Source organism: Chthonobacter albigriseus, assembly GCF_013839445.1.
In the GTDB taxonomy this organism is placed as follows: Bacteria; Pseudomonadota; Alphaproteobacteria; order Rhizobiales; family Pleomorphomonadaceae; genus Chthonobacter; species Chthonobacter albigriseus.
This window is the reverse complement of record NZ_JACDIT010000001.1, coordinates 1,464,256-1,486,668: the sequence shown is the minus strand read 5'-3', so window position 1 is coordinate 1,486,668 and position 22,413 is coordinate 1,464,256. Positions and strand designations below refer to the sequence as shown.

Annotated in this window: 21 protein-coding genes and 1 tRNA gene; 11 read left to right on the top strand and 11 right to left on the bottom strand. The window is 65.7% G+C overall.

All coding sequences use genetic code 11. The features are described from left to right. Positions 1–6: 6 nt before the first annotated feature. Both HZ321_RS06730 and HZ321_RS06725 read left to right on the top strand, forming a co-directional pair. A complete protein-coding gene (locus tag HZ321_RS06730) occupies positions 7–1,011 on the top strand; it encodes a type II secretion system F family protein (RefSeq protein WP_244635602.1) in 1,005 nt (334 codons plus the stop codon). 36 nt (positions 1,012–1,047) lie between these two features. Next, the gene (locus HZ321_RS06725; protein ID WP_425305383.1) at positions 1,048–2,022 is read left to right on the top strand and encodes a type II secretion system F family protein; all 975 of its coding nucleotides are present in this window, start codon (positions 1,048–1,050) and stop codon (positions 2,020–2,022) included. Positions 2,023–2,058: 36 nt separating this feature from the next. Here HZ321_RS06725 and HZ321_RS06720 read toward each other — a convergent pair whose 3' ends face one another. Further along, a complete protein-coding gene (locus HZ321_RS06720; protein ID WP_181701398.1) occupies positions 2,059–3,225 on the bottom strand; it encodes an amidohydrolase in 1,167 nt (388 codons plus the stop codon). Between the two features lie 211 nt (positions 3,226–3,436). Here HZ321_RS06720 and HZ321_RS06715 point away from each other — a divergent pair, with 211 nt between their 5' ends. Together HZ321_RS06715 and HZ321_RS06710 are read left to right on the top strand one after the other, a co-directional pair. Further along, positions 3,437–4,030: a CAP domain-containing protein gene (locus tag HZ321_RS06715; protein WP_181701396.1), complete on the top strand. Its 594-nt coding sequence runs from the start codon at positions 3,437–3,439 to the stop codon at positions 4,028–4,030. Between the two features lie 127 nt (positions 4,031–4,157). After that, on the top strand, positions 4,158–5,801 hold the full coding sequence (locus tag HZ321_RS06710) for an AMP-binding protein (RefSeq protein ID WP_342343817.1): 1,644 nt from the start codon (positions 4,158–4,160) through the stop codon (positions 5,799–5,801). Here HZ321_RS06710 and HZ321_RS06705 read toward each other — a convergent pair. Both HZ321_RS06705 and HZ321_RS06700 read right to left on the bottom strand, forming a co-directional pair. Beyond that, the gene (locus tag HZ321_RS06705; RefSeq protein WP_181701395.1) at positions 5,791–6,933 is read right to left on the bottom strand and encodes a GNAT family N-acetyltransferase; all 1,143 of its coding nucleotides are present in this window, start codon (positions 6,931–6,933) and stop codon (positions 5,791–5,793) included. The genes HZ321_RS06710 and HZ321_RS06705 overlap by 11 nt on opposite strands. Continuing rightward, positions 6,930–8,324 carry an oligosaccharide flippase family protein gene (locus tag HZ321_RS06700; RefSeq protein ID WP_181701393.1) on the bottom strand — a complete coding sequence of 465 codons (1,395 nt, stop codon included), beginning with the start codon at positions 8,322–8,324 and terminating at the stop codon, positions 6,930–6,932. Before HZ321_RS06700 ends, HZ321_RS06705 begins: the two co-directional genes overlap by 4 nt. 404 nt (positions 8,325–8,728) lie before the next feature. Here HZ321_RS06700 and HZ321_RS06695 point away from each other — a divergent pair, with 404 nt between their 5' ends. Then, the gene (locus tag HZ321_RS06695; protein WP_181701391.1) at positions 8,729–10,567 is read left to right on the top strand and encodes a methyl-accepting chemotaxis protein; all 1,839 of its coding nucleotides are present in this window, start codon (positions 8,729–8,731) and stop codon (positions 10,565–10,567) included. Positions 10,568–10,588: 21 nt separating this feature from the next. Here the strand turns inward: HZ321_RS06695 and HZ321_RS06690 are convergent, their stop codons facing one another. Then, positions 10,589–11,812 (bottom strand): hybrid sensor histidine kinase/response regulator, encoded by a 1,224-nt coding sequence (locus HZ321_RS06690; RefSeq protein WP_181701389.1) that lies wholly within the window; start codon positions 11,810–11,812, stop codon positions 10,589–10,591. 160 nt (positions 11,813–11,972) lie between these two features. On the opposite strand from HZ321_RS06690, the gene HZ321_RS06685 reads away from it, so the two are divergent. Next, positions 11,973–12,058, top strand: a tRNA-Leu gene (locus HZ321_RS06685). A gap of 44 nt (positions 12,059–12,102) precedes the next feature. Next, positions 12,103–12,324 carry a DUF3329 domain-containing protein gene (locus HZ321_RS06680; RefSeq protein WP_181701387.1) on the top strand — a complete coding sequence of 74 codons (222 nt, stop codon included), beginning with the start codon at positions 12,103–12,105 and terminating at the stop codon, positions 12,322–12,324. Positions 12,325–12,377: 53 nt separating this feature from the next. Here HZ321_RS06680 and phbB read toward each other — a convergent pair whose 3' ends face one another. After that, a complete protein-coding gene (gene phbB, locus HZ321_RS06675) occupies positions 12,378–13,106 on the bottom strand; it encodes an acetoacetyl-CoA reductase (protein ID WP_181701385.1) in 729 nt (242 codons plus the stop codon). Positions 13,107–13,242: 136 nt separating this feature from the next. Further along, positions 13,243–14,421, bottom strand: a complete 1,179-nt coding sequence (locus tag HZ321_RS06670) for an acetyl-CoA C-acetyltransferase (RefSeq protein WP_181701384.1) — start codon at positions 14,419–14,421, stop codon at positions 13,243–13,245. A gap of 326 nt (positions 14,422–14,747) precedes the next feature. Between HZ321_RS06670 and phaR the strand changes: the two genes are divergently transcribed. Next, positions 14,748–15,341, top strand: coding sequence for a polyhydroxyalkanoate synthesis repressor PhaR (phaR, locus tag HZ321_RS06665; protein WP_181701382.1), 594 nt, complete (start codon positions 14,748–14,750; stop codon positions 15,339–15,341). On the opposite strand, the gene HZ321_RS06660 is transcribed toward phaR, so the two are convergent. Next, a complete protein-coding gene (locus tag HZ321_RS06660; RefSeq protein ID WP_181701380.1) occupies positions 15,342–17,168 on the bottom strand; it encodes a bifunctional diguanylate cyclase/phosphodiesterase in 1,827 nt (608 codons plus the stop codon). A 193-nt stretch (positions 17,169–17,361) separates the two neighbouring features. On the opposite strand from HZ321_RS06660, the gene HZ321_RS06655 reads away from it, so the two are divergent. Continuing rightward, on the top strand, positions 17,362–17,721 hold the full coding sequence (locus tag HZ321_RS06655) for a hypothetical protein (RefSeq protein ID WP_181701378.1): 360 nt from the start codon (positions 17,362–17,364) through the stop codon (positions 17,719–17,721). A 12-nt stretch (positions 17,722–17,733) separates the two neighbouring features. Here HZ321_RS06655 and HZ321_RS06650 read toward each other — a convergent pair whose 3' ends face one another. The 3 genes from HZ321_RS06650 to mtgA form a co-directional block, all read right to left on the bottom strand. Continuing rightward, positions 17,734–18,144 carry a hypothetical protein gene (locus HZ321_RS06650; protein ID WP_181701376.1) on the bottom strand — a complete coding sequence of 137 codons (411 nt, stop codon included), beginning with the start codon at positions 18,142–18,144 and terminating at the stop codon, positions 17,734–17,736. A gap of 126 nt (positions 18,145–18,270) precedes the next feature. Next, positions 18,271–18,456, bottom strand: a complete 186-nt coding sequence (gene rpmF / locus HZ321_RS06645; protein ID WP_181701374.1) for a 50S ribosomal protein L32 — start codon at positions 18,454–18,456, stop codon at positions 18,271–18,273. A 147-nt stretch (positions 18,457–18,603) separates the two neighbouring features. Continuing rightward, positions 18,604–19,338 (bottom strand): monofunctional biosynthetic peptidoglycan transglycosylase, encoded by a 735-nt coding sequence (gene mtgA, locus HZ321_RS06640; RefSeq protein WP_181701373.1) that lies wholly within the window; start codon positions 19,336–19,338, stop codon positions 18,604–18,606. 569 nt (positions 19,339–19,907) lie between these two features. Here mtgA and HZ321_RS21630 point away from each other — a divergent pair. Both HZ321_RS21630 and HZ321_RS06630 read left to right on the top strand, forming a co-directional pair. Beyond that, positions 19,908–20,369: an Lrp/AsnC ligand binding domain-containing protein gene (locus HZ321_RS21630; RefSeq protein ID WP_181701775.1), complete on the top strand. Its 462-nt coding sequence runs from the start codon at positions 19,908–19,910 to the stop codon at positions 20,367–20,369. Positions 20,370–20,436: 67 nt separating this feature from the next. Then, on the top strand, positions 20,437–21,378 hold the full coding sequence (locus HZ321_RS06630) for a polyprenyl synthetase family protein (RefSeq protein WP_181701371.1): 942 nt from the start codon (positions 20,437–20,439) through the stop codon (positions 21,376–21,378). An 18-nt stretch (positions 21,379–21,396) separates the two neighbouring features. Here the strand turns inward: HZ321_RS06630 and HZ321_RS06625 are convergent, their stop codons facing one another. Continuing rightward, positions 21,397–22,401 (bottom strand): 2-hydroxyacid dehydrogenase, encoded by a 1,005-nt coding sequence (locus tag HZ321_RS06625; protein WP_181701370.1) that lies wholly within the window; start codon positions 22,399–22,401, stop codon positions 21,397–21,399. Between the last annotated feature and the right edge of the window lie 12 nt (positions 22,402–22,413).

Sequence of the window (22,413 nt, the reverse complement as noted above, 5' to 3'; positions counted from 1 at the left end):
ATATCGATGCAACTGTTCGGTTTTGATGCGACGATCCTGGCGCTGGTGGCGCTGGTCGGCTTCGCCGTGGCCGGCGTCGCATACTCGCTCCTGTTCAACCGGATCAACGAGACGGCGAGCCGCGAAAAGCGTCTGGACCGGGTATCCGGCACCGCCGCCGTGGCGAGCAAGAAGTCGAACGAGCCGGTGTCATCACGTCGTCGTTCGGTGCAGGACACGCTGAAGGACATCGAGACCAAGCAGAAGTTCAAGGCTTCCCGTTCCACCAATCCGCCGATGGTCCTGCGGCTTCAACAGGCCGGCATCGCGGCGAGCATGTCGCAGTTCATCATCGCCAGCGTGGCGACGGGCGTCGTCTTCGTACTTGCCGGGCTCTACATGGGCTTTCCGTTCGCCTTGACCGTGGGTCTCGGCGTGGTCGGCGGATTGGGGCTGCCGCGCTTCATCGTCAACTACAAGCGAAAGAAGCGGCAGAAGAACTTCATCGACGAACTGCCGAACGCGGTGGAGGTCATCGTGCGCGGCGTCAAGGCCGGCCTGCCTCTCAACGATTGTCTGCGCATGATCGCGTCGGAGGCGAAGGAGCCGGTTCGCGGCGAGTTCAAGAACATCACCGACGCGCTCGCCATCGGCATCCCGCTCGACGAGGCGGTATCTCGGCTGTTCGAACGGATGCCGCTGGCGGAAGCGAACTTCTTTGCCATCGTGATCGCAATCCAGTCGAAGGCCGGTGGTAATCTCTCCGAGGCGCTAGGCAACCTCGCCCGCGTTCTGCGCGACCGTAAGAAGATGCGCGCTAAGATCCAGGCGATGAGTACAGAGGCCAAGGCCTCGGCCGGCATCATCGGTTCGCTGCCGATCATCGTGATGGGCCTCGTCTACATCACCAGCCCCGACTACATCACGATCCTTTTCGTCGACCCGCGCGGGCAGGTGGTGCTGGTCGGCTCGGGACTCGTCATGGCCGCCGGCGTCTTCGTCATGAAGCGAATGATCAACTTCGACATCTGATCGCGAACGCTTTCCACCCGACCACAGGCACCAAGGATCCGACGGATCATGATCGATACCATCCGAAATCCGATCTTCCTGCTGTCGGTGTTCGTCGCCGTCTCGATCTTCTTCACCATCGTCTCGTTGGCGATGCCGATGCTGGCCACCGACAAGCTGCAGAACCGCATGAAGGCGGTGGCGCTGGAGCGGGACAAGATCCGTGCCCGCGAACGTGCCCGCCTGCAGGCGGAATCCCAGCGGCCGGTGCTGCGCAAGGAATCGCGCCGCTACATGAAGGATCTCGTCGAGCGGCTCAGCCTGAAGAACGCGCTGGCCGACGAGAAGACCCAGATGAAGCTGACGCAGGCCGGCTTCCGGGGAGAGGCCCCGCTTACGGCCTTCCTGTTCGCCCGCTTCGTCCTGCCGTTCCTGTTCCTTTCGGTCGCAGGGTTCTACATCTTCGTGGTGATCGAGCTCGACCGGCCGCTGCTGTTCAAGATCGCGCTGACGCTGGTAGGCGGCTACTTCGGCTTCTACGCGCCGATCATCTACGTCAACAATCTGATCTCCAAGCGGCAGCTCTCGATCAAGCGGGCCTTTCCGGACGCGCTCGACCTGCTGCTGATCTGCGTCGAGTCGGGTATGTCGATCGAGGCTGCGATGCGGCGGGTGGCCGAGGAAATCGGCATCCAGTCGGTGGCGCTCGCCGAGGAGTTCAGCCTGACGATGGCTGAGCTCTCGTTCCTCCCCGATCGGAAGACGGCCTATGAAAACCTTGCCACGCGCGTCGGCCTCGACGGCGTCAAGTCGGTCTGTCTGGCGCTGATCCAGTCGGAGCGGTACGGCACGCCGCTCGGAACCACGCTGCGCGTGATGGCGCAGGAGAACCGCGACATGCGCATGAACGAGGCGGAGAAGAAAGCCGCGGCGCTGCCGCCGAAGCTGACCGTGCCGATGATCGTGTTCTTCCTGCCCGTGCTGTTCGCGGTGATCATGGCCCCGGCGATCATCAAGATCATGTCGATCTGAGGCGCACCGGGTCTTCGCCTCGCCCGAGCCGGCCGGCTAGCGCGCAAGGGCCTCCTCGGCAAGGGCCACCCACCAGCTCGACCCGTAGGCGATCGCCTCGTCGTCGAAGTCGTAGGCGGGGTGATGAAGCCCGGCCGAGGGGCCGTTGCCCATGAAGATGTAGGCGCCGGGCCGCCGCTCCAGGAAGTAGGCGAAATCCTCCGCCCCCATCATCGGGTCGGCCGTTTCGCTGACCGCCGCGTCGCCGACCACCTTTCGAGCGACGTCTGCCGCGAACCGGGCGGCGCGGGGGTCGTTGACGGTCACCGGATATCCGCGGCGGTAGCCGACCTCGGCCGTTGCACCGAAGACGGCGGCGGTCGATGCCACTATGTGGCGCAGCCTTTCCTCGATGAAGGACCGGACGCCGGCATCCAGGGTGCGCACCGTTCCGCCCAACCAGGCGGTCTGCGGGATGACGTTGCTGGTGTCGCCGGCATGGAATTCGGTGACGGACACGACGGCGGCCGACAACGGGTCCACGGTCCGCGATACGATGCTCTGGAGCGCGGTGACGATGTGCGAGCCGACCAGCACCGGGTCAATCGTGGCATGGGGCTTGGCGGCGTGCCCGCCGCGCCCTTCCAGATCGATCCGGAACACGTCGGCGGCCGCCATGATGGGGCCCGGGCGGATGGCGAACCGGCCGACGTCGAGGCCCGGCATGTTATGCAGACCGTAGACCTCGTCGAAGGGGAACCGGTCCAGAAGGCCGTCCTCCAGCATCGTGCGGGCGCCGCCGCCGCCTTCTTCGGCCGGCTGGAAGATGAAGACGATTGTTCCTTCGAAAGCACGGGTCTCGGCCAGCTGGCGCGCCGCGCCTAGCAGCATGGCCGTGTGTCCGTCATGTCCGCACGCATGCATCTTTCCGGGAACGGCTGAGGACCATGGCTTGCCGGTGATCTCGTGGATGGGCAGTGCGTCCATGTCGGCGCGGAGCGCGACGGTTCTCGTCCCCGCTCCAGCCCGGCCGTGGAGAACGCCGACAACGCCGGTGCGGCCGATCCCCGTTTCCACTCGGTCCAGTCCGAACGCGCGAAGCTTCTCGGCCACGACCGATGCCGTCCGGTGGACGTCGTAGAGCAATTCGGGGTTGCGGTGAAAATCGCGGCGCCATTCGGCGATCTCGGGGGCCGCCGCACGGATGCTGTTGGAAACGGGCACGGGCAAGGAGCTCCAGCGGACTTGGGTGGCGCTATGACGGTTAGCGCGGGAACGCGTGGCCGGGCGCACAAGATTGAAGCGCACGGTAGGACGCGGCCGGAGGGCGATGCAAGCGTCAGGCCGACCTCGCCCTGGTGATCGCAGAAATGCCGCGGAAGCCATGCTATCTCAATCCAGGTTCCGCGATTCGTGCCGATTGGGTTCAGCCTCCATGATTTTGAAGCCTACCGCCCTTGTTCTCGCCGCCATCTGTCTCGCCTTGGCGGGGTGCGAGAGCGCCCCCAAGCCGCAAGCCTCGCAGCCGTCGTTCTACCGGGACCTGGCCTCGCCCTACGCGGAGGTGGACGCGGTCAAGGCGCTCGCGATGATCAACGAATACCGGGCGCGCAGCGGGTCGGGACCGCTGCGCCTGGACCCGGGGCTGAACCGGATCGCCAAGGCCTACGCCGAAACCATGGCTAGGGCCGACAAGATGGGCCACGCAGTGGCGCCGGGCGAATCCATCATCGAGCGCCTGAACCGCAACGGCTACAGCGCCCTCACGGCCGGCGAGAACGTTGCCGCGGGTTATCGCACGCTGGCCGAAGCCTTCTCCGGATGGCGGGATTCGCCTCGGCACGACCGGGGCATGAAAGATCCGCAGATGTCGCTGATGGGGATCGGAACGGCCTATAATCCCAACTCCAAGTACAAGGTGTTCTGGTCGCTAATCTTTGCTGCGCCCAAGGACGGGGCGGTCGGAATGCCTGGCGTGGGCGGCGTTCCGTCTGTCGTCTCAGTGGCCGGCGCGCCCGTGCCCAACTGACGCGGGTTGGCAGAAAATCAACGGTTCAGGGATCTAATCGCACCTGTTATGGTGCGAAGCGCAATTGCCTTGTGCAGCGCACGCGTCCACACTTCGGCAGGTTCCTGCCGCTCCGGTGACCGTCCCCGTGTCCAAGCGTTCCGCCTTCGACGATCTTGCCGCCACGTTCCGGTGGCACCTGCCGCCGCGCCTCAATATGGGCGTCGATGTCTCGGACCGCTGGGCGGCGATCGATCCAGGCCGGCCTGCGATCATCTCCCACGGGGGCGGTCCGGAGCCGGAGATCGTCACCTTCGGAATGCTGTCGGCGCAGTCGAACCGGCTCGCCAATGCCCTGAGGGCCTATGGGGTGGAACGCGGCGACCGGGTTGCGATCCTCCTGCCCCAGTCGGTGGAGGCAGCGGTCTCCCATATCGCAGTCTACAAGCTAGGGGCTGTGGCTCTGCCCTTGTCGATCCTGTTCGGCATCGACGCGCTGGAGTATCGGCTGCGCAGGTCGCAGGCGAAGGTGATCGTGACGGTGGTCCACTCGGCCGATCGCATTACCGCGTTACGCGACCGCTGCCCGGATCTCCACACCGTCATCACGGTGGACGGACCGGCTCCGGGCGCGCTTGCCTACGGACAGCTTCTCGCGCGAGCGTCGGATCGCTTGGTCGCCGAAGCGACGGGGCCGCGGGATCCTGCCCTGATGATCTTCACCTCCGGTACGACCGGCATGCCGAAGCCGGCTCTGCACGGCCACAGCGTGCTGGCGGGGCATCTGCCGGGCATCAACCTCGCGCAGGAGACGCTCGGCCGTGCCGGCGACATCATGTGGACGCCGGCCGACTGGGCCTGGGCCGGGGGGCTGCTCAACGCGATGCTGCCCGCTCTCCATGCGGGGGTGCCGGTGCTGGCACATCGCTTCGAGAAGTTCGATCCGGAACTGGCTTTCGACCTGATGTCGCGGCACGCGGTGACCAACGCGTTCCTGCCACCGACGGCGATCAAGCTGATGCGGCAGGTGGAGGGCGTGCGGTCACGCTTTTCGCTTTGCCTGCGAGCCATCGGCTCGGCCGGTGAGTCGCTCGGGCGCGAAGCCTACGAGTGGTCCAAGGCCGAACTGGGTCTCAGCGTCAACGAGTTCTACGGACAGACCGAGTGCAACGCGGTGATCGGCTCGGCCCATGCGCTCGGCGTCGGGCGTGCGGGATCGATGGGCTGCGCGATCCCCGGACACCGGGTGGCGGTGATCGATCAGGATGGACAGCCGGTTGCACCCGGCGTGATCGGCCAGATCGCCGTGCGTCGGCCGGATCCGGTGATGTTCCTCGGCTATGCCGGAGACCCGGCCGCGACGGACGAGAAGTTCATCGGTGACTGGATGACCACGGGCGATTCAGGGGTCATGGACGAGGAGGGCATCTTCACCTTCGTCGGCCGGGACGACGACGTGATCACCTCGGCCGGCTACCGGATCGGGCCGGGAGAGATCGAGGACTGCCTGCTGTCTCATCCGGCCGTCCAGCTTGCCGTGGCCGTCGGGAAGCCCGACCCGGTTCGGACGGAGATCGTCAAAGCGTATGTCAAGCTGAAGCCGGGATTCCGTTCGGATCCGGAGGTCGAGGCCTCGATCAAGGCCCATGTGAAGGGCCGGCTGTCGGGGCACGAGTACCCCCGCGAGGTGGCGTTCGTTCCGGAGATCCCGATGACGACGACGGGCAAGCTGATCCGCCGCGGCTTCCGCGACCTTGCCAAGGCGGAGGCCGAACGCGCGGTCAACGCCTGATGCGGTCGCGAAGGCTTCGTGCCGCGGCCCGGAGGCGGACGTGCGCGTCGTGGATGGCCGTGACGCGGGCGGCCTGGCGGTTGGCGGAGGCCGTGGTTGCGAAGATCAATGTTCCCATCCGAAGGCGGCCCGCCCAGAGCCTGTTGATCATGGGGTGATCGGCGGTGGCTAAGCTGTCGACGTTCTGCAATGTCGGGTCTGCCAGGAAGTCCTCGGTTGCGAGCCGAACGATCTGGACGCCCGGGGAATACGCGGCGAATGCCTCGTCATAAGCGATTTTCCAGAGGTACGCGGTGTCGCCGGTGCGGTGGGTGATCAACGAGGCGATAGGCTTCTCGGCGACCGAAAGGGTATCGATGCGAACTGCGCCGGCGGCCGCCCGGGCAGAGACGAATGCGCGCGCGAAGCGGCGCCGCGTCTCCTCGGCAGCGAAACTGGAGCCGCCCTCGCCCTTCCAGCCTGCATGCTCGATGCGGATGTAGTCTTCCAGCGCCGCAGTGACATCGCTCGGAGCCGTCGCTACGGCATGACTGACGGGGCCGTGGTCGCCAAGGCGGCGGTGAAGGCGGGCGAGTTCCTTCCTTCGCTTGGATTTCAGCGCTGGTCCCAGCGCTTCCTCCGGGTCGGTCGACGATACCAGTTGCGCCCGCTCGTGGACGTCGGTCACCTCGAGAGCAATGCCTCGCTGTTCGGTCGCTGCCGTGAGGGCCGCGACGAAGGGACCGTCCAACCTTTGATAGCGCATTCGGACGACAGAGCCGCACCTGCCCAAAACGTCGATCAGCCGGCCGACCAGCGCGGGTGAAGCGTTCCGCAGCAGCGGCGTGCCGACCGGGCCGAAATCGCTCCAGAACGTCTCGATCACGGGCGGCCCGATCAGGGGAACAGCCCGCATGGTGCGAAACGGAGCGACGGCCTCGAAGCGATCTCCCGAACCGGCCACCGCGATCTGCCAGTCGTCGGGTGCAACGCTGCCGGCGGCCGCGCCGATCATCTCCGGTCCGGCAAAGACGTTCGGCTCGGACGAGACGTCCATCAATTCCCGCCAGGCTTGCTCGTGTTCCGGGTGGGCGGCCTTCGGTGCGACGAAATCGTCCGGTGAGGCGGATCGCGTAGCGCGGTCGGGCGTCATGAAGGCTGGCCCTCGGGTGGTCCGATCCGGAAGATGAAGGCCGTGAGGTGAAAGTGCCGGCGGACAGCCAGAAAGAGAAGCAGGGTCTCAAGGATCATGGCGAGCGCCATGCCGCAACTGGCGCCATAAAGGCCGAAGAAGGGGATCAGCAGGGCGTTCAGGGACACGTTGGCAAGGAAGACGGCGCCGAAGATCCAGGCGACTGTCGTCTGGTGACCGGCCATCGTGAGGAGCGATTCAACGGGGCCGATGGAGGCGCGGGCGAGGATTCCCAACACCAGGATCGTGAGGATGCCGACCCCGTCGGCGAATTCGGAACCGAACAGCGAGAGCAGTGGCGTTCCGAAGCTCAGCACGACCACCGAGACGGCGACGGAGGGCCAGAACGTCCACCGCACGGACGTCCGGACCATGGACTCCAGCCCGGCGCGGTCCCCGGCATGGAAGCTGTAGGAGTAGCGCGGTCCGCTCGCCGCCCGCACCGCGTAGTAGACGAAGTGCACCAGGGCGAGTGTCTTCGTCGCCGCGTAGTAGACAGCAACGTCGTGGGGCGACTCGAAGTGCGCCACCATCAGGACGTCGACGGACGTCAGAAGCGCGAAGAAGCCGTCGGAGAGGAGGATCGGCAATGACACGGCGAACCAGGTCCGCCAGTCCGTCGCGCGGGGGTGCCGCTCGACCGTGACTGTTGTCCGGGTGTGGAGCACGAACAACTGGATCAGAGCCGTCGCCCAGGTCGCCACGATGGTGGCGCCGCAGGCCGTGGCCGCGGTCATCGGGAATCCGGCCTCATGGGCGAAGGCCATCGCCAGCAGGATCCCGATCGGCCGCCAGAGGTAGGTCGGGCCGAAGGCAAGATCCGGCCAGTCGAAGGACCGGGCGATGCCGTCCTGCACCTCGGTGAGGCAGAACAGGGGAAGGCAGATCGCGCCAAGATAGATCGGCCAGACGAAATGGCTGTCGACGAGCCCGGGAAAGAGCCAGATGGTTCCAACGCCCACCGCGGACAGGACGGTCGCGAAGCCGCCGGCGGCGATCCGGCTGGCGCGCATGATGCCCCATAGCCGCCCGAGGTCGGCCTTGGCCCGGTACTCCGGGATGAAGCGGATCACGGAACTGGAGAATCCCAGATTGCCCAGCTGGCTCAGGATGGTCAGCCAGACGTAGACCACGACGAAGACGCCGTACTCGAAGATGCCCATCCATCGTGCCAGAAGGATCTGCGTGAGGTAGGCGATTGCGGCGCCGACCACGCGCAGGCTGAAGGCCGTGATGGCCGTACGACCCGCCAGAACCTGGTCGGACGAGAACCGGTCGAGCGCGGTTTCGATCCGCGTGCGAACGGATGCTGGCAGGAACGGTACGGCAAGATGGGCGACACGAAAAAGCACTGTCCAACCATGCGCGACGTGTGTGTTGCGGCGCAGTCTAGGTGAGACCCCTTAAATTTCCGTGGGGCAAAAACCGACCCGTCGGCGGTTGTCGATCGCACTGCCCATGCAATCCCAGCAATGTTGCTCAAGTTTTCTGCAACCGCTCTTTCCGTCACTTTACCGCGCTTTAGTGATTATCGTTTCTGATGAAGGGGCTTGGAACTAGTGTTTTTCGTATATGAAACGGAGGGATGATGACGATTGCCCGGGCTGTTCGCCCTTCCCGAGATGTGTCTCTCCCGATCGGCACCCGCATCGCCGCCGTTTCTCTGGTCTGGTTGTTTGGTCTTTCGGCCGTTGCTGCTGTTTCGTGGTACGGCTCGCGCCAATTGGCCGCCGCCCAGGTAACCAATGAAGCTGCCGTGCGGCTGCAGATTCTTGCCGAACAGACGCGCGCCATCACCGCCGCCCTGGCGGCCGAGCAAAGTGACTTCGTCGCGGAGCCACTGAAGACGCGAATCGCAGCCATGACTTATCAGATCGCCGCAAGCGAGGAAAAGGTCGCTGAAGTCTCGGCGGCGGCTGCGACACTCGGCCTGGACCCGGCTCCGATCGTTCAGCTTCGGGACATGCTGTCGACCATCAAGACCCATGTCGCGACCCTCGAAGCACGGCAGGCCGACATGGGCTTCGGCTCGGAGGATGGCGCGATCGGTGCCATCAATGCCGCGAACCAGGCCATCAAGGTTGCCGTCAACAAGGTTTCGAAGAGCGGGCAGAACCCGGAAACCGTGCGGATCGTCCAGGCCTATGCCCAGATCAATCAGGCGCGAGCCGAGTTCCTGCTCTCCCGCGACGACATCAGCCGGGGCGCCTTCGACGCGGCGACCACGCGCCTGAAGAAGCAGTTGAAGGACGCCGCCATTCCCGACGACGTGAAGGTGACGATCTCCGGGCTTGCCGACCAGCAGGCGGAAGCCTTCGCGCTCTACGCTGAAAAGGCGAAGGAGCGGGCCTCGGCGCTGGACCAGATCAGTCTCGGGTTCGACCTGGTCGGACCGGCGACCGCTGCGATCAGCAAGGCGGCCGGAGAAACGCGGTCCGTCGCCGACGCTACGCAGCGGTCGGTCGCAGCGGTGACGAACGGCGTCCTCGCAGTCATGGTGCCGCTGACGCTCGTGCTGGGGCTGGGACTCAGCCTGGTGATCGGACGCGGGATCACGCGTCCGCTCAAGCGCCTGGAAAACACCATGTCCGCGTTGTCGAAAGGGGAGAAGATCAGTGTCGACGGCGTCGAGCGTCGGGACGAGATCGGCTCCATGGCCCGCGCCGTCGCCGTGTTCCGGGACATGTCGCTCCACCGCGAGCAACTGGAACTGGAGGCGCAGGCTGCCACGGCCGAGCGCGAGGGCCGGCAGGCCCGGGTCGACCGGGCGGTCAGTGAATTCCGCCGCGAGGTGGAGATGCTGACGGCTGCCGTCGCAGAGACGATGGACGAGATGCGGACGACAGCGAGCACGCTGTCCGGCGTCGCAGAGAACAGCGCCAGGCAGGCATCCGACGCCGGCGCCGCTTCCGGGGCGGCGACCCGCAAGGTGGCCCTGGTGGCATCGGCGGCGGAAGAGCTGGCGAGTTCGATCGCGGAGATATCGTCCCAGCTCGGTCGCACGTCCGGCATCGTGGCCCGCGCCACTGAAGGCGCCCGCGCAACTAACCATCAGGTGGAGAAGCTGGCGGAATCGGCGAGCAAGGTCGGCGAGGTGGTCACCCTTATCCAGACCATCGCGGAGCAGACCAACCTTCTGGCGCTGAATGCCACGATCGAAGCCGCCCGGGCCGGGGAGGCGGGGCGCGGCTTCGCGGTGGTCGCCCAGGAGGTGAAGAACCTCGCCACCCAGACCGCGCGCGCCACCCAGGAGATCGCCGGCCAGATCACGTCGATCCAGACCTCCACCGCGGGCGCGGTCCAGGCGATCCAGGCGATCGCCGAGACCATGGAGGAGGTGAACCAGACGACGGCATCGATCGCCGGCGCCGTCGAGCAGCAGGGTGCGTCGACGGGGGAGATCAGCCTGAACGTCCAGGAAGCGTCAGCAGACACGGACGTGGTGTCGAGGAGCCTCGACGGCGTGACGATGGCAATCGGCCAGACGACGCAGTCGGCGGAGCGCGTCGAGACGGCAGCCGCGCAGGTGGTCGCCCGGACCCGGGACCTGCAATCTTCGATCGGGCGGTTCCTGGAGGAGGTATCGGCCGCCTAAGTGTGGCGGCCACCGGACCGATCAAGCGCCGGCGTTCACCGTAGCGCCGGTGCCGAACGCGGCCCGTTCGATCGCCGCGTAGAGTTCGCGCGGCGTGAAGGGCTTGGTCAGCCAACCCGCCAATCCCTCGACGCCCGTCGGGCGGAGATTTCCGGAGACCGCGATCACGGGCGGCAAGCTGTCCACAGTCCCGGCAAGGCTTTCCAGGACGTCGGCCCCCGATTCGTGAGCGAGAGTCCAGTCGAGCAGGATGATGTCGGGCTTCGCGTTCGCCAGCGCGTGGAGCGCCTGCACTCCGTCGGCGCACGCCTCGACCTCGATGCCGAAGGATCCGAGGATGGTCGACATCAGCATCCGCGAGACGGGGCTGTCGTCGACGACGAGCGCGCGGGCTACGACCGCTGCCACCGGTACGGTCTTGCGGTCGGTCGCCCGCCTGCGCCGCCGGGGGGAAGCCGGCCGTGCCGAATCGGGGACGATCCCGGCCGCGGCCGGTTCGGTAGACGCGATCGGTGCCGCAGCGCCGACGGGCACCTGGAGAGACGCAGCCGTGCCACCTTCCGGCCGGCGTTCCAGCCGTAGGTCGCCGTTCAGGGCAGTCGCGATGCGCGCCGAGATCCAGAGGCCAAGGCCCGCTCCCGGAGCCGAGGCGTCTTCGCGACCGGCAAACGGCCGGGGGACGAAACCAACGGGAATTCCGGGTCCTTCGTCCAGCACCTCGAAGACGACCGTGTCCGCGCCGCCCCGCCGCAGGCGAAGAAGGATGCGACCGGCCGACATGTACTTGCTGGCGTTGGAGACGAGATTGAAGAGCACCTGTCGGACGCGGCTCTCGTCCGACACGATCATGCCCGGCAGATCGTCGGCAATTTCCACATCGAGTTGCTTGGCCGTCCCCACCGTGAGCGGCGCGTAGAGAGCCGCGATGGCGCGGAGGGTGTCGGCTGGCGCGAAGGGCGCCGGAAGGGTGCGGAAGCTGTCGGCGCCCAGGCTCGCTTCGGCGACGAGATCTTCGGCCACGGCTGACAGGTGATGGCCGGCAAGCCGGATCAGTTCGACGACATGCCGATCCGCGGTTGGAAGGTCCCGCGTGAGCAGGAGTTCACTCAGCGCGGTAATGACGCCGAGAGGACCTCGGATCTCGTGACTGACGACCGCGGTTCGATCCGGCCGCCGTCCGGCCGCCTTCGTGCGGAGGCTGGCGCGCCGTTTCGGCTTCGGCTGATCGGGGGGGAGATCGGGCATCGGCACTCTCGGCGGGACATCGACCGAGCCGAGGATAGAGATGGGCCGTAAAGAGCCCGTTTAGCCGGTGCGGTGGAATGCACCCTCGACGCTTTCCTCCACGCGAGGCCCGAAGCTTCCCATTGACGCTTGCCGCGTCGTCACTATAGTCCCCGCCGCTGCCCCAGTGGCGAAATGGTAGACGCACGGCACTCAAAATGCCGCGTCCGAGAGGACATGCTGGTTCGAGTCCGGCCTGGGGCACCAAACGGCTTGGCTGTGGCCGACATCACCGGGGCTGGAGCAGAACGATGAGCCGGAGAGACATCTCGCACCCGTTCTATCGTCCGCTCTGGCGGCGGATCGCTATCGTCGCGGTGGTCGCGCTCTGGCTCGGCTACGAGGTGACGTTCGGAGGCGACCCGATGTGGCTAGTGCTGGCCACCGGCATGCTCGCCTATTCGGTGTGGGCGTTTCTTCTCACCTACAGGCCACCGGCCGACGCTCCATCGGCCGAACCCGATCAACAATAAAGGCCGCCCCGCCGGGGCAGCCTTTAATGGTTTTTGCTGACCAGGGCGGTAGATCAGCCGTTGGCGATGTACTGGCCGCCGTTGATGGTGTGCACCGCGCCGGTGAAGAAGCCCGCCTGCTCGCCGGCGAGGAACACGACCAGCGCCGCGATCTCCTCCGCCTTGCCGAGACGGCCCACCGGAATGCCCTTGATGATGCCCTTCAACACGTCTTCGGGGACGGCAGCCACCATGTCCGTGTCGATGTAGCCCGGGCAGATGCAGTTCACGGTGATGCCCTTGAAGGCGTTCTCCTGGGCGAGCGCCTTGGTGAAGCCGATCACGCCCGCCTTGGCGGCGGAGTAGTTGGTCTGGCCCATCTGGCCCTTCTGGCCGTTGATGGACGAGATGTTGATGATGCGGCCGAATCCGCGATTGCGCATGCCGTCGATGACGGGCTTGGTCATCGTGAACATCGAATCGAGGTTGGTGGAGAGCACGGCGCGCCACTGGTCGAAGGACATCTTGTGGAACATGCCGTCCTTGGTGATGCCGGCGTTGTTCACGAGGATCTCGACGGGGCCGAGCTCGGCCTCGACCTTGGCGAGGCCGGCGGCGCAGGCCTCGGCGTCCGAAACGTCCCACTGGTAGACGTGGATGCCAGTCTCGGCCTTGAAGGCCTCGGCCTTCTCGACGTTGCCGGCAAAGGTGGCGGCGACGGTGTAGCCGGCCTCCTTCAGCCCCTTGGAGATGGCGGCGCCGATGCCGCGCGTTCCGCCGGTGACAACTGTAACCTTGGACATGCGAGGATTCCCCCTGGATCATGGCTGGATCGTTTTGCAGGCAAGCACAGGCCCGCCGATCCGATCTTGATGGTGGTGATTGAGATCGGGCCGCCCGGTCCCTCCCAGAAGCGGACGGCCTTCAGGTGTTTCCGGTTCAGCGCTCGACGGTCAGGGCGACGCCCATGCCGCCGCCGATGCAGAGCGTGGCGAGGCCCTTCTTCGCGTCGCGACGCTGCATCTCGTGGAGCAGCGTGACGAGGACGCGGCATCCCGAGGCGCCGATCGGATGGCCGATGGCGATGGCGCCGCCGTTGACGTTGACGTTGTCCGTGTTCCAGCCGAGGTCCTTGTTGACCGCGCAGGCCTGCGCGGCGAAGGCCTCGTTGGCCTCGACGAGGTCGAGTTCACCGATCGACCAGCCGGCCTTCTGCAGCGCCTTCTTGGACGCGGGGATCGGGCCGGTTCCCATGACGGCGGGATCGACGCCGGCCGTAGCCCAGGAAGCAACGCGGGCGATCGGGGTCAATCCCCGGCGAGATGCTTCGGCGGCCGTCATCAGGACGACGGCGGCGGCACCGTCGTTGAGACCGGAGGCGTTTCCGGCCGTGACGGTCCCGTCCTTGGAGAAGGCCGGCTTCAGCTTGGCGACGGCATCGATGGTGGTGCCGGCGCGGATGTACTCGTCGGCATCGACGGTGACGTCGCCCTTGCGCGTCTTGAGCACCACCGGGATGATCTCGTCCTTGAACTTGCCGGCCTTCTGAGCGGCTTCGGCCTTGTTCTGCGACGCGACAGCGAAGGCGTCCTGCTCGTCGCGGGTGATCTGGTAGGCCTTGGCGACGTTCTCGGCGGTGGTGCCCATGTGGTAGCCGTGGAAGGCGTCCCACAGGCCGTCCTTGATCATGGAGTCGATCATGGCGTAGTCGCCCATCTTGACGCCGGCACGCAGATGCTGGACGTGGGGCGACAGCGACATGTTCTCCTGGCCGCCGGCGATCACGACCGAGGCATCGCCGTTGGCGATCTGCTGCATGCCGAGCGCCACGGCGCGCAAGCCCGAGCCGCAGACCTGGTTGAGGCCCCAAGCGGTGGTCTCGATGGGCAGCCCCGCCTTGATCGAAGCCTGACGGGCCGGGTTCTGTCCCTGGCCGGCGGTCAGCACCTGGCCAAGGATCACCTCGTCGACGTCACCAGCTTCCAAGCCGGCCTTCGCCAGAAGACCCTTGATCACCTCGGCGCCGAGATCGTGCGCGGCCGTGCCGGCGAAGGCGCCGTTGAAGGATCCCACCGCCGTGCGGCCGGCGGCGACGATGACGATATCGGTTGCAGGCATTACGCGTGGCCTCCCGAGCCCAATCCTTGAGACGCCGGCGGCTGTGGATCCGGCCACCGTTGAGGAGCGTCTTCTTGCGTCGCACTACAGTCGGCAGGGCAGCGCGTGTCAACTCGGCCAAGCGGATAACAGTCGCGTCAAGACGTCCCCCGCCTTTGGTCGCATTCCGGTCCGAACATCGCGGAAACCTTGTCTTCCATGCGTTGCGAAAGACTATGGCCGCGCCGCACAAAAGCTCGTAACATCAGGCTTATGGGAGGCGGGCACGACTTGGGAGCGGTCGGGCGCGCGGGGGCAGGCAACGCCTTAAGGGGGCGGACAATCAAATGGCCAAGACAGAAGAGCCGACTATCATCAAAAAGTATGCGAACCGCCGTCTCTACAACACGGGGACCAGCACCTACGTGACGCTGGAGGACCTGGCGTCGATGGTGAAGGGCGGCGAGGACTTCGTTGTCTACGACGCGAAGTCAGGTGAGGAAATCACACATTCCGTACTCACCCAGATCATCTTCGAGCAGGAGAACAAGGGCCAGAACCTTCTGCCCATCACCTTCCTGCGGCAGTTGATCCGGTTCTATGGCGACAGCATCCAGACCCTGGTGCCGAGCTACCTGGAACATTCGATGTCGCAGCTGACGCGCGAACAGGAGAAGTTCCGCCAGCAACTCGGCCAGGCCTTCGGAAGCGCCAACGCGTTTGAAGCGATGGACGAGCAGATTCGGCGCAACACCGAAATCTTCGAGCGGGCGTTCCGGATGTTCATGCCCTTCGGAGCCGCGGAAAGCGATGCGGCGAAGGCCAACGAGGCTGCCGGCAAAACCGCGGCGCCCGTGCAGCGGTCGGACGATCTGGATGCCCTGAAGAAGCAGTTGGAAGCCATGCAGCGCAGGCTGGACCAGCTGGCGCCGGAAAAGTAATCAGGCGGCTGCGCTGGCGGCGGGCTTGACCTGCCCGACGCCGAGCGGTCCGCGGGACAAGCCGGTGAACGAGAACTCCCCCGCCGGCGCGCGCGGCGGCGGATTGCCCGGGCTGACGAGGACGGCCTCGGTCAGGGCGGTGACCCGCAACATCGGATCGCCGGCGAGCCGGCCCTGGAGGGCGTCAACGCCCAGGGCGGCGAGAACCTCCGCGGATTCCTCGTCCTGCACCCATTCGGCGACCGTTCGGATTCCGAAGTGGTTGGCAAGGCTCACCAGGGTCCGGGTGAACACCTGCGAATCCGGGTTGGTCTTGAGGTCGCGGATATAGCTTCCGTCGATCTTCAGCCAGTCGAAGGACAGCATCCGCAGCGTGTTGAAGGAGGTGTGGCCCGTGCCGAAGTCGTCGATGGCGACCTTGCAGCCGAGGTCGCGCAACGTTTGAGACAGGTTGGCCATCTGGTCGAGGTTGTTCATGGCCGCCGTTTCGGTGAACTCGACGGTCAGCCGGGGGGCGATCCCGCGATTGGTGCGGATCGCCTCGACCAGGGTCGCGAACCAGACGGGATCGATGACCGTCTCCACGGAAACGTTGACGGCCAGTTTGAGATCCGGGTTCTCGTCGAGGTCGGCGAGCACAAGTTGCAGCGTTCGCTCGTCGATCCGCTTGACCAGACCCAGGCGCTCGGCCGTGGCAATCAGCGGGCCCGCCGAGATGACGGTGCCGTCCTCCGTGACCAGGCGGGACAGGGCCTCGTAGGAGATGATCCGGCGGGTGCGTGCATCGACGACGGGCTGGTAGGCCAGGACGAAGCGGTTGCGGGCGAGGCCCCGGACGATCTCGTTGGCGAGTTCGAGATTGCGGCGCCGCACAATGTCACGTTCGGGGGAGGGCGAATAGACCTTGAACCCTCCGCGCCCGTGCGCCTTCACCTCTGACAGACATTCCTCCGCACGAAGGGCGGCCGTATCGGCGTCGGAGGCATAGCGCGGCACCACGACGGCACCGATGGAGATACTGGCCTGCACCTCCGCGTCGGGGGTCACGATCAGTTCGTCGTCGATGGCGGCCCGGAACCGGTCTGCAGCGACGGCAAGTGCGGTCTCCGAGCAGTTGCGGATGATGGCGCCGAACTTGTGTCCGGAGATGTGGCCAAGCGTGTCACCGTTCCGCATCCGGCGGGAGATCCGCTGCGCGACGGCCAGGATGATGCGGTCGCCGGTCTCGTATCCGAAGTTGGCGTTGATGCGGGTCAGGTCGTCGATGGCGATGACCATGAAGCCGGCAGACCCCTGGCGGTCGCGCCGCATCTCCACCAGGGTGATGTCCAGCGCGGCGAGCAGGCTGTCGCGCTGCATGATGCCGGTGACCGGGTCGTGGGTCGACTTGGCGTCGGAGATCTGCTGGTCGAAGACGGCCACGGGCCGGATCACGCCCTCGGCGCCGACCACGACACCATCGGTGCCGATGATCCAACGGCCGTGTTCCTCCAACTGGCACGGCAATCCGGAAATCACGACCTGCGGTTTGAGGCCGTAGCGGACCTTATACCGGCCATCGCCAAGCAGGCCGGGGCTTTCCAGCGAGGCAATTGATTTCGGCGTGCGGACCCCGGACGACTCCGCGGTCAGCAGCCGGTTGAAGGCGCGCGCGGTTCTCGGAAGGTCCTCTTCGCGGATGCCGAGTGTGGATGCGGAGTGGTGCGACCACAGGAGACTGTCGTCGCCGGCGTTCCAGCGGAAAGCGGTGACGCCCATGTCGGCGAGGATCCGCCGGGCGGCATCCTGGTCCAGACAGTCGTGATCCTGAGCGGCGTATGACGACATCGGCAATCAGGTCCTGGCGGGGGCGTCTGTCCTCAAGCGAACTGACAGGTGTCAACTCTAACCGTCTCTCCTTAAGGAACGCCGAATCGCGGCGGGCGTTGAGACATCAGCTGGCTGGCTTGCGCCTTGCGAGGGAAGGCCGATGGCAGGCGACGCTGTTCCGATCCGGAGCAGAATGCCGGAGGAACGGCCCATGATCGGCGGCATCGGACAGTCCAGTGGCCCGGAACGGCACAAGGCTTTCAAGGTCGACCCGACGTCCAGCGCGCCGGACAGCCGACAGCGAGACGATTCTCAGACTGCGCCGCAAAGTCGTGCCCTCGTTCCCGTCCAATCCCTGCAGCCGCGCGAGCGGACGTTCGTACGGCTGCAGACCGGCGCACCCTACCTCGCCCAGTTGATCGCCTCGAATCTCGGTGCAGGCGCTTCCGGAGAGCGCAGACAGCAGCGGCGACCCGATCTGGTGGCGGGCCGGGCGGTGGCCGCCTACCGCTCGGCGGACCGGCTTGGCAGTGAAATCGAGGCGGGCTTCCTGCTGCAGCGGAGCGCCTGATCCGGCTTCCGGTCAGAAATCCCGGCCGAAGCCGACGTCGCGGCGCGCAGCGCGGATGGTCACCGAGAATCCGCCGACGACATCGATGAAAGCGATCACCGTCAGGATCAGAAAGACGGAATGAGCCGCGGCGGAAACCGTCAGGAACTCGATCAGATAGACCACGAACACGATCATGGAGAAGAGATGGTCGGCGAGAGCCGGCCCGATGCGAGTCGCCTTCAGGATCTCAACGAACAAAAGGACGATCGAAGCCGCGATGAGAAGATCGCCCGACGTCAATGTGAACCGGGCGCCGGAGATCATCTCCACGGTGATCAGGGGAGCGAGCCAGGGGTCGCCAGGCTCGGCGCCGAGCATCTGGAACGCGAAGATGTTGAAGACGATCAGTGGAACCAGTGTGAGCGGCAGACTGCGGACCATCGTTGCCACGCTCCTTCGGATCAATCCTCGTGCTGCAGCCACAATATCCATTTCGGTGGCGGCCACAAACGCGAAAAGCCGGCGCGGGCGCCGGCTTCCTTCATCAAGATACGACCCGAAGACGGATCAGACCGTCTCCTTGGGCTCCAGGATCTGACGGCCGCGGTACATGCCCGACTTCAGGTCGACGTGATGCGGACGACGCAGTTCGCCGGAGGTCTTGTCCTCGACGTAGGTCGGCTGCTTCAGGGCGTCGTGCGAACGGCGCATGCCGCGCTTCGACGGCGAGGTCTTTCGCTTGGGGACTGCCATGTTTCCAACTCCAATCGCCACCCTCCGTCAGGTCACAGGCGACCATGGCGGCAGCGGTGGCGCTCGCTCGCTCAAAAAGATGGGGCCTTATACAGACAACGACCCGGTTTGGCCAGTGCCGCGGCCCTCAAAAAATGAAGTCCATGCTCAGCCCTCGAAAATGCATTTGGTATAGGCGCCCGATTGCGCCGCGCGGCGTTCGATGACCGTCGCGATCCGCCGCTGGCGTTTGGTCGGCTTGGATGGACTGCGCAGGATGGGATTGGGCAGGGCTGATGCCATCAGCGCGGCTTCGCGCCTGCTCAACTCGTTCGCCGATTTGTTGAAGTGGTGACGGGCCGCGGCTTCGGCGCCGTAGATGCCCGGCCCCCATTCGGCGACGTTGAGATAGATCTCCATGGTCCGCCGCTTCGACCAGATCAGGTCCGCGTAGAGGGCGAGCGGTATCTCAAGGCCTTTGCGGATGTAGCTGCGCGAATTCCAGAGCAGCAGGTTCTTCACCGTCTGCATTGGGATCGTGCTGGCGCCTCTCGTGGGGCCATCCTCGTCGGCCGCCTCCAAGACGAGGCTGATCGCCTGCCAGTCGACGCCGCCGTGCTCGCAATAGCGGCCGTCCTCGCTCATCACGACGGAACGGATGAGGTTCGGGGAGATCTCCTCGATCGGAACCCAATCGCGGTCGAAACCTCGGAGCGTGAGGAGGTCCCAGATCATCAGCGTGGAAACGGGAGGCACCACGGCATAGACTGGAACCAGGATGAAGGGCAGCAACACGATGCCCACGGCGATGCGGATCGCCAACCGGACGCGTCGGTGCGTTCGACAGCGGGCAAGGCGTTGTCGCCATGTAAAGGGTCCAGCAACACCGTCCGCCTCGACCATCCAGATCCTCCGCGCACCATCCTCTCCCGAGTCCGGTAAACTTCATATCCTGTCGAGGGGTTTGTGGGCAGGGGTAGCAGAACTGCGTGCATTTCGAGCGTCTGCATAAAATTTGCGCAGGCTCTGCTCAACTTTCGCCGTGGTGGAAAAACAGGCAGCGTGAGACTCTTGTCTCGAGAGTTGCTGCTGACGTCGATCCTCGAAGCCAGCATTCCCCAGCGGACCGCGCTTCTCTTGACCTTTCCTCCCAAACTCAGGCCGGTTCACCGGCCTGTTTTTTTGCCCGCTTCGCCCGGCGCACTGTCGTGTCGCATGGCGGGGCGCAGCTTTTCGTGTTTCCCTCCCGGCATGTGCGGAGGGGACCGGAGCAGAAGTCTCCCCGCCCGGAGGACGACAGACGGGGAGAAAGGACGCACGGGGTCCGGCAACGGACGTGCACCGCCCAATCACCAGTCTGCCAGGGATGCTCATCGAGCGCGACGTCCGGCATAGCAGCCGACGCCGCAGGAGGGACCGCCGCTGTGAGCTCGGTTCAGACGGAACGTTTCAATCGCAGGACCGACCCCGAGATTCCGGGGCTCGATCGGATCGATCGCAAAATACTCTCCGCGCTGCAGGCGGACGGGCGCATCACCAACCTGGAGCTGGCCGACAAGGTTGGGCTTTCACCGACGGCGACTGCCGAGCGTGTGAAGCGACTGACGCGGGACGGCTACATCACCGGCTATACGGCCAAGCTGGATCCGGGGCGGTTGCAGCGGGGGCTGCTCGTCTTCGTGGAGATCAAGCTCGACCGGATGAACCCGGAAGTCTTCTCCACCTTCGCTGCGGCTGTCGCGCGGGCGCCGGAGGTGCTCGAATGTCATCTGATCGCCGGGGGCTTCGACTACCTGGTCAAGGCGCGCGTCCGGGACATGGAAGCCTATCGGTCGTTCCTGTCGGAGGTGCTGATGGCGCTACCGGGCGTGCGGGAGACGCACACCTATCCGGTGATGGAAGAGGTCAAGCACACGACCGCGCTGCCGCTCTGACAAACGGCTTGACGGCCGGTGCCCGGTTGGGGCACCCACCGCCGGACAGGTCGGCGGAGGCAACCTCATGATCAAGACGGAGTTCGAGGGTCGCCTGTCGTCTTTTGCTGTGGCGATCGAAGAGCGGCTCCAGGACGTGCTTTCCAACGCAGCTCGCTCCGACGAAACGGTCCGGCCGGAGCGGCTGATGCGCGCCATGCGACACGCGGTTCTGGCAGGCGGCAAGCGGTTGCGCCCGTTTCTCCTGGTGGAGACCGCCCAGGCGCTCGGCCGGGAACCGGGCGATGGCCTGGGCGACCTCCTCTATCCGGCCGCCGCTCTGGAGTTGATCCACTGCTATTCGCTCGTGCATGACGACCTGCCGGCCATGGACGACGATGACGTGCGGCGTGGCCGGCCGACCGTCCACAAGGCTTTCGACGACGCGACGGCGATCCTGACGGGGGATGCGTTGCAGACGCTGGCCTTCGATCTCGTGGTCGATCCTGCCGGACATCCCGACGCCACCGTCCGCTGCCGCCTCGCCTCGGCGCTGGCCCGCGCCTCCGGTCTCGGTGGCATGGTCGGCGGTCAGGTGCTTGATCTGGCGGCCGAAGGACGCTTCGGGGACGGACGGCCGCTAGCGTTGACAGAGCCGGAGATCCGCCGGCTGCAGGCGATGAAGACCGGGGCGCTGATCCGGTTCGCCTGCGATGCCGGTGGCCTGCTGGCTGGCGCCGCGCCGGACGTGCTGAAGCTCGTGCGTCGATACGGCGAAATCGTCGGGCTGGCGTTTCAGCTCTCGGACGATCTGCTCGATGTCACCGGGGACGCCGTGACCGTGGGCAAGGCCACCGCAAAGGACGCCACGCGCGGCAAAGGCACGCTCGTGTCGCTCAACGGGGTGGAAGCGGCGCGGGCAGAACTCGCCGCGCTGGTCCGGGAGGCGGAAGAGACGGTCGCTCCGCTCGGAACACGCGGCGCCATGCTGGCCGAGGCGGCGCGGTTCGTGGCGCGGCGGCAGAGCTGACGGCCGGCGACGAGCGGTTCAGCCGATCTTCTCGATCGAGATCTCGTGCAGGGCGCGCCCTGTCTTTTCGAAGGCGGTCAAGTTGCCGATGGTGGTCTCGGCAATACCGGAGAGCGCTTCCCTCGTGAAGAAGGCCTGGTGCCCGGTGATCAGCACGTTCGGGAATGTCAGTAGGCGGGCGAAGAGGTCGTCGCTGATGAAGCGGTTGGAGAGATCCTCGAAGAAGAAGTCGCCCTCCTCCTCATAGACGTCGAGCGCCACCGAGCCGATCTGGCCCGATTTCAGTCCGTCGAGAACCGCGGCGGTGTCGACCACCGCGCCGCGGCTGGTGTTGACCAACATGATGCCCGGCTTCATCAGGGCGATCGTGTCCGCGTCGATGAGGTGGTGGGTCTGCGGCGTCAGCGGGCAATGCAGCGTGATGAGATCGCTGCCGGCGGCCAGTTCCGTGAATGGGACGTAGGTTGCGCCCATCGACACGACCGCTTGGTTCTGCGCCACGTCGTGCACCAGCACCCGGCAGCCGAATCCAGTCAGGATGCGAACGACGAGTTCACCGATCTTGCCGGTCCCCACCACGCCGGCCGTCTTGCCGGCAAGGTCGAACCCCAGGAGCCCTTCCAGAGCAAAGTTCCCTTCCCGTACACGGTTGTAGGCGCGGTGAATGCGGCGGTTGAGGGCGAGGATGAGAGCCATCGTGTGTTCTGCGACCGCATGCGGCGAGTAGGCCGGCACGCGGGCCACCTTGATACCCAGCGCCTTCGCCGCGCTGAGATCGACGTTGTTGAAACCGGCGCAGCGCAGGGCGACGAGGCTGACACCGACGCTGTTGAGCTTGTTGAGCGTCGCGCCATCCAGCCGGTCGTTGACAAAGGCGCACACGGCCGTATGGCCGGCGGCGAGCACGGCGGTCTCTTCGGTGAGGTGTGGTTCGAGGAAGGTCAGCCTGTGGCGCCCGTCGCCGTTCGCTTCACTCAGAAAGGTACGGTCGTAGGACTTGGTGTTGAAGACGGCGACGTCCATGTAGGTCCTGCT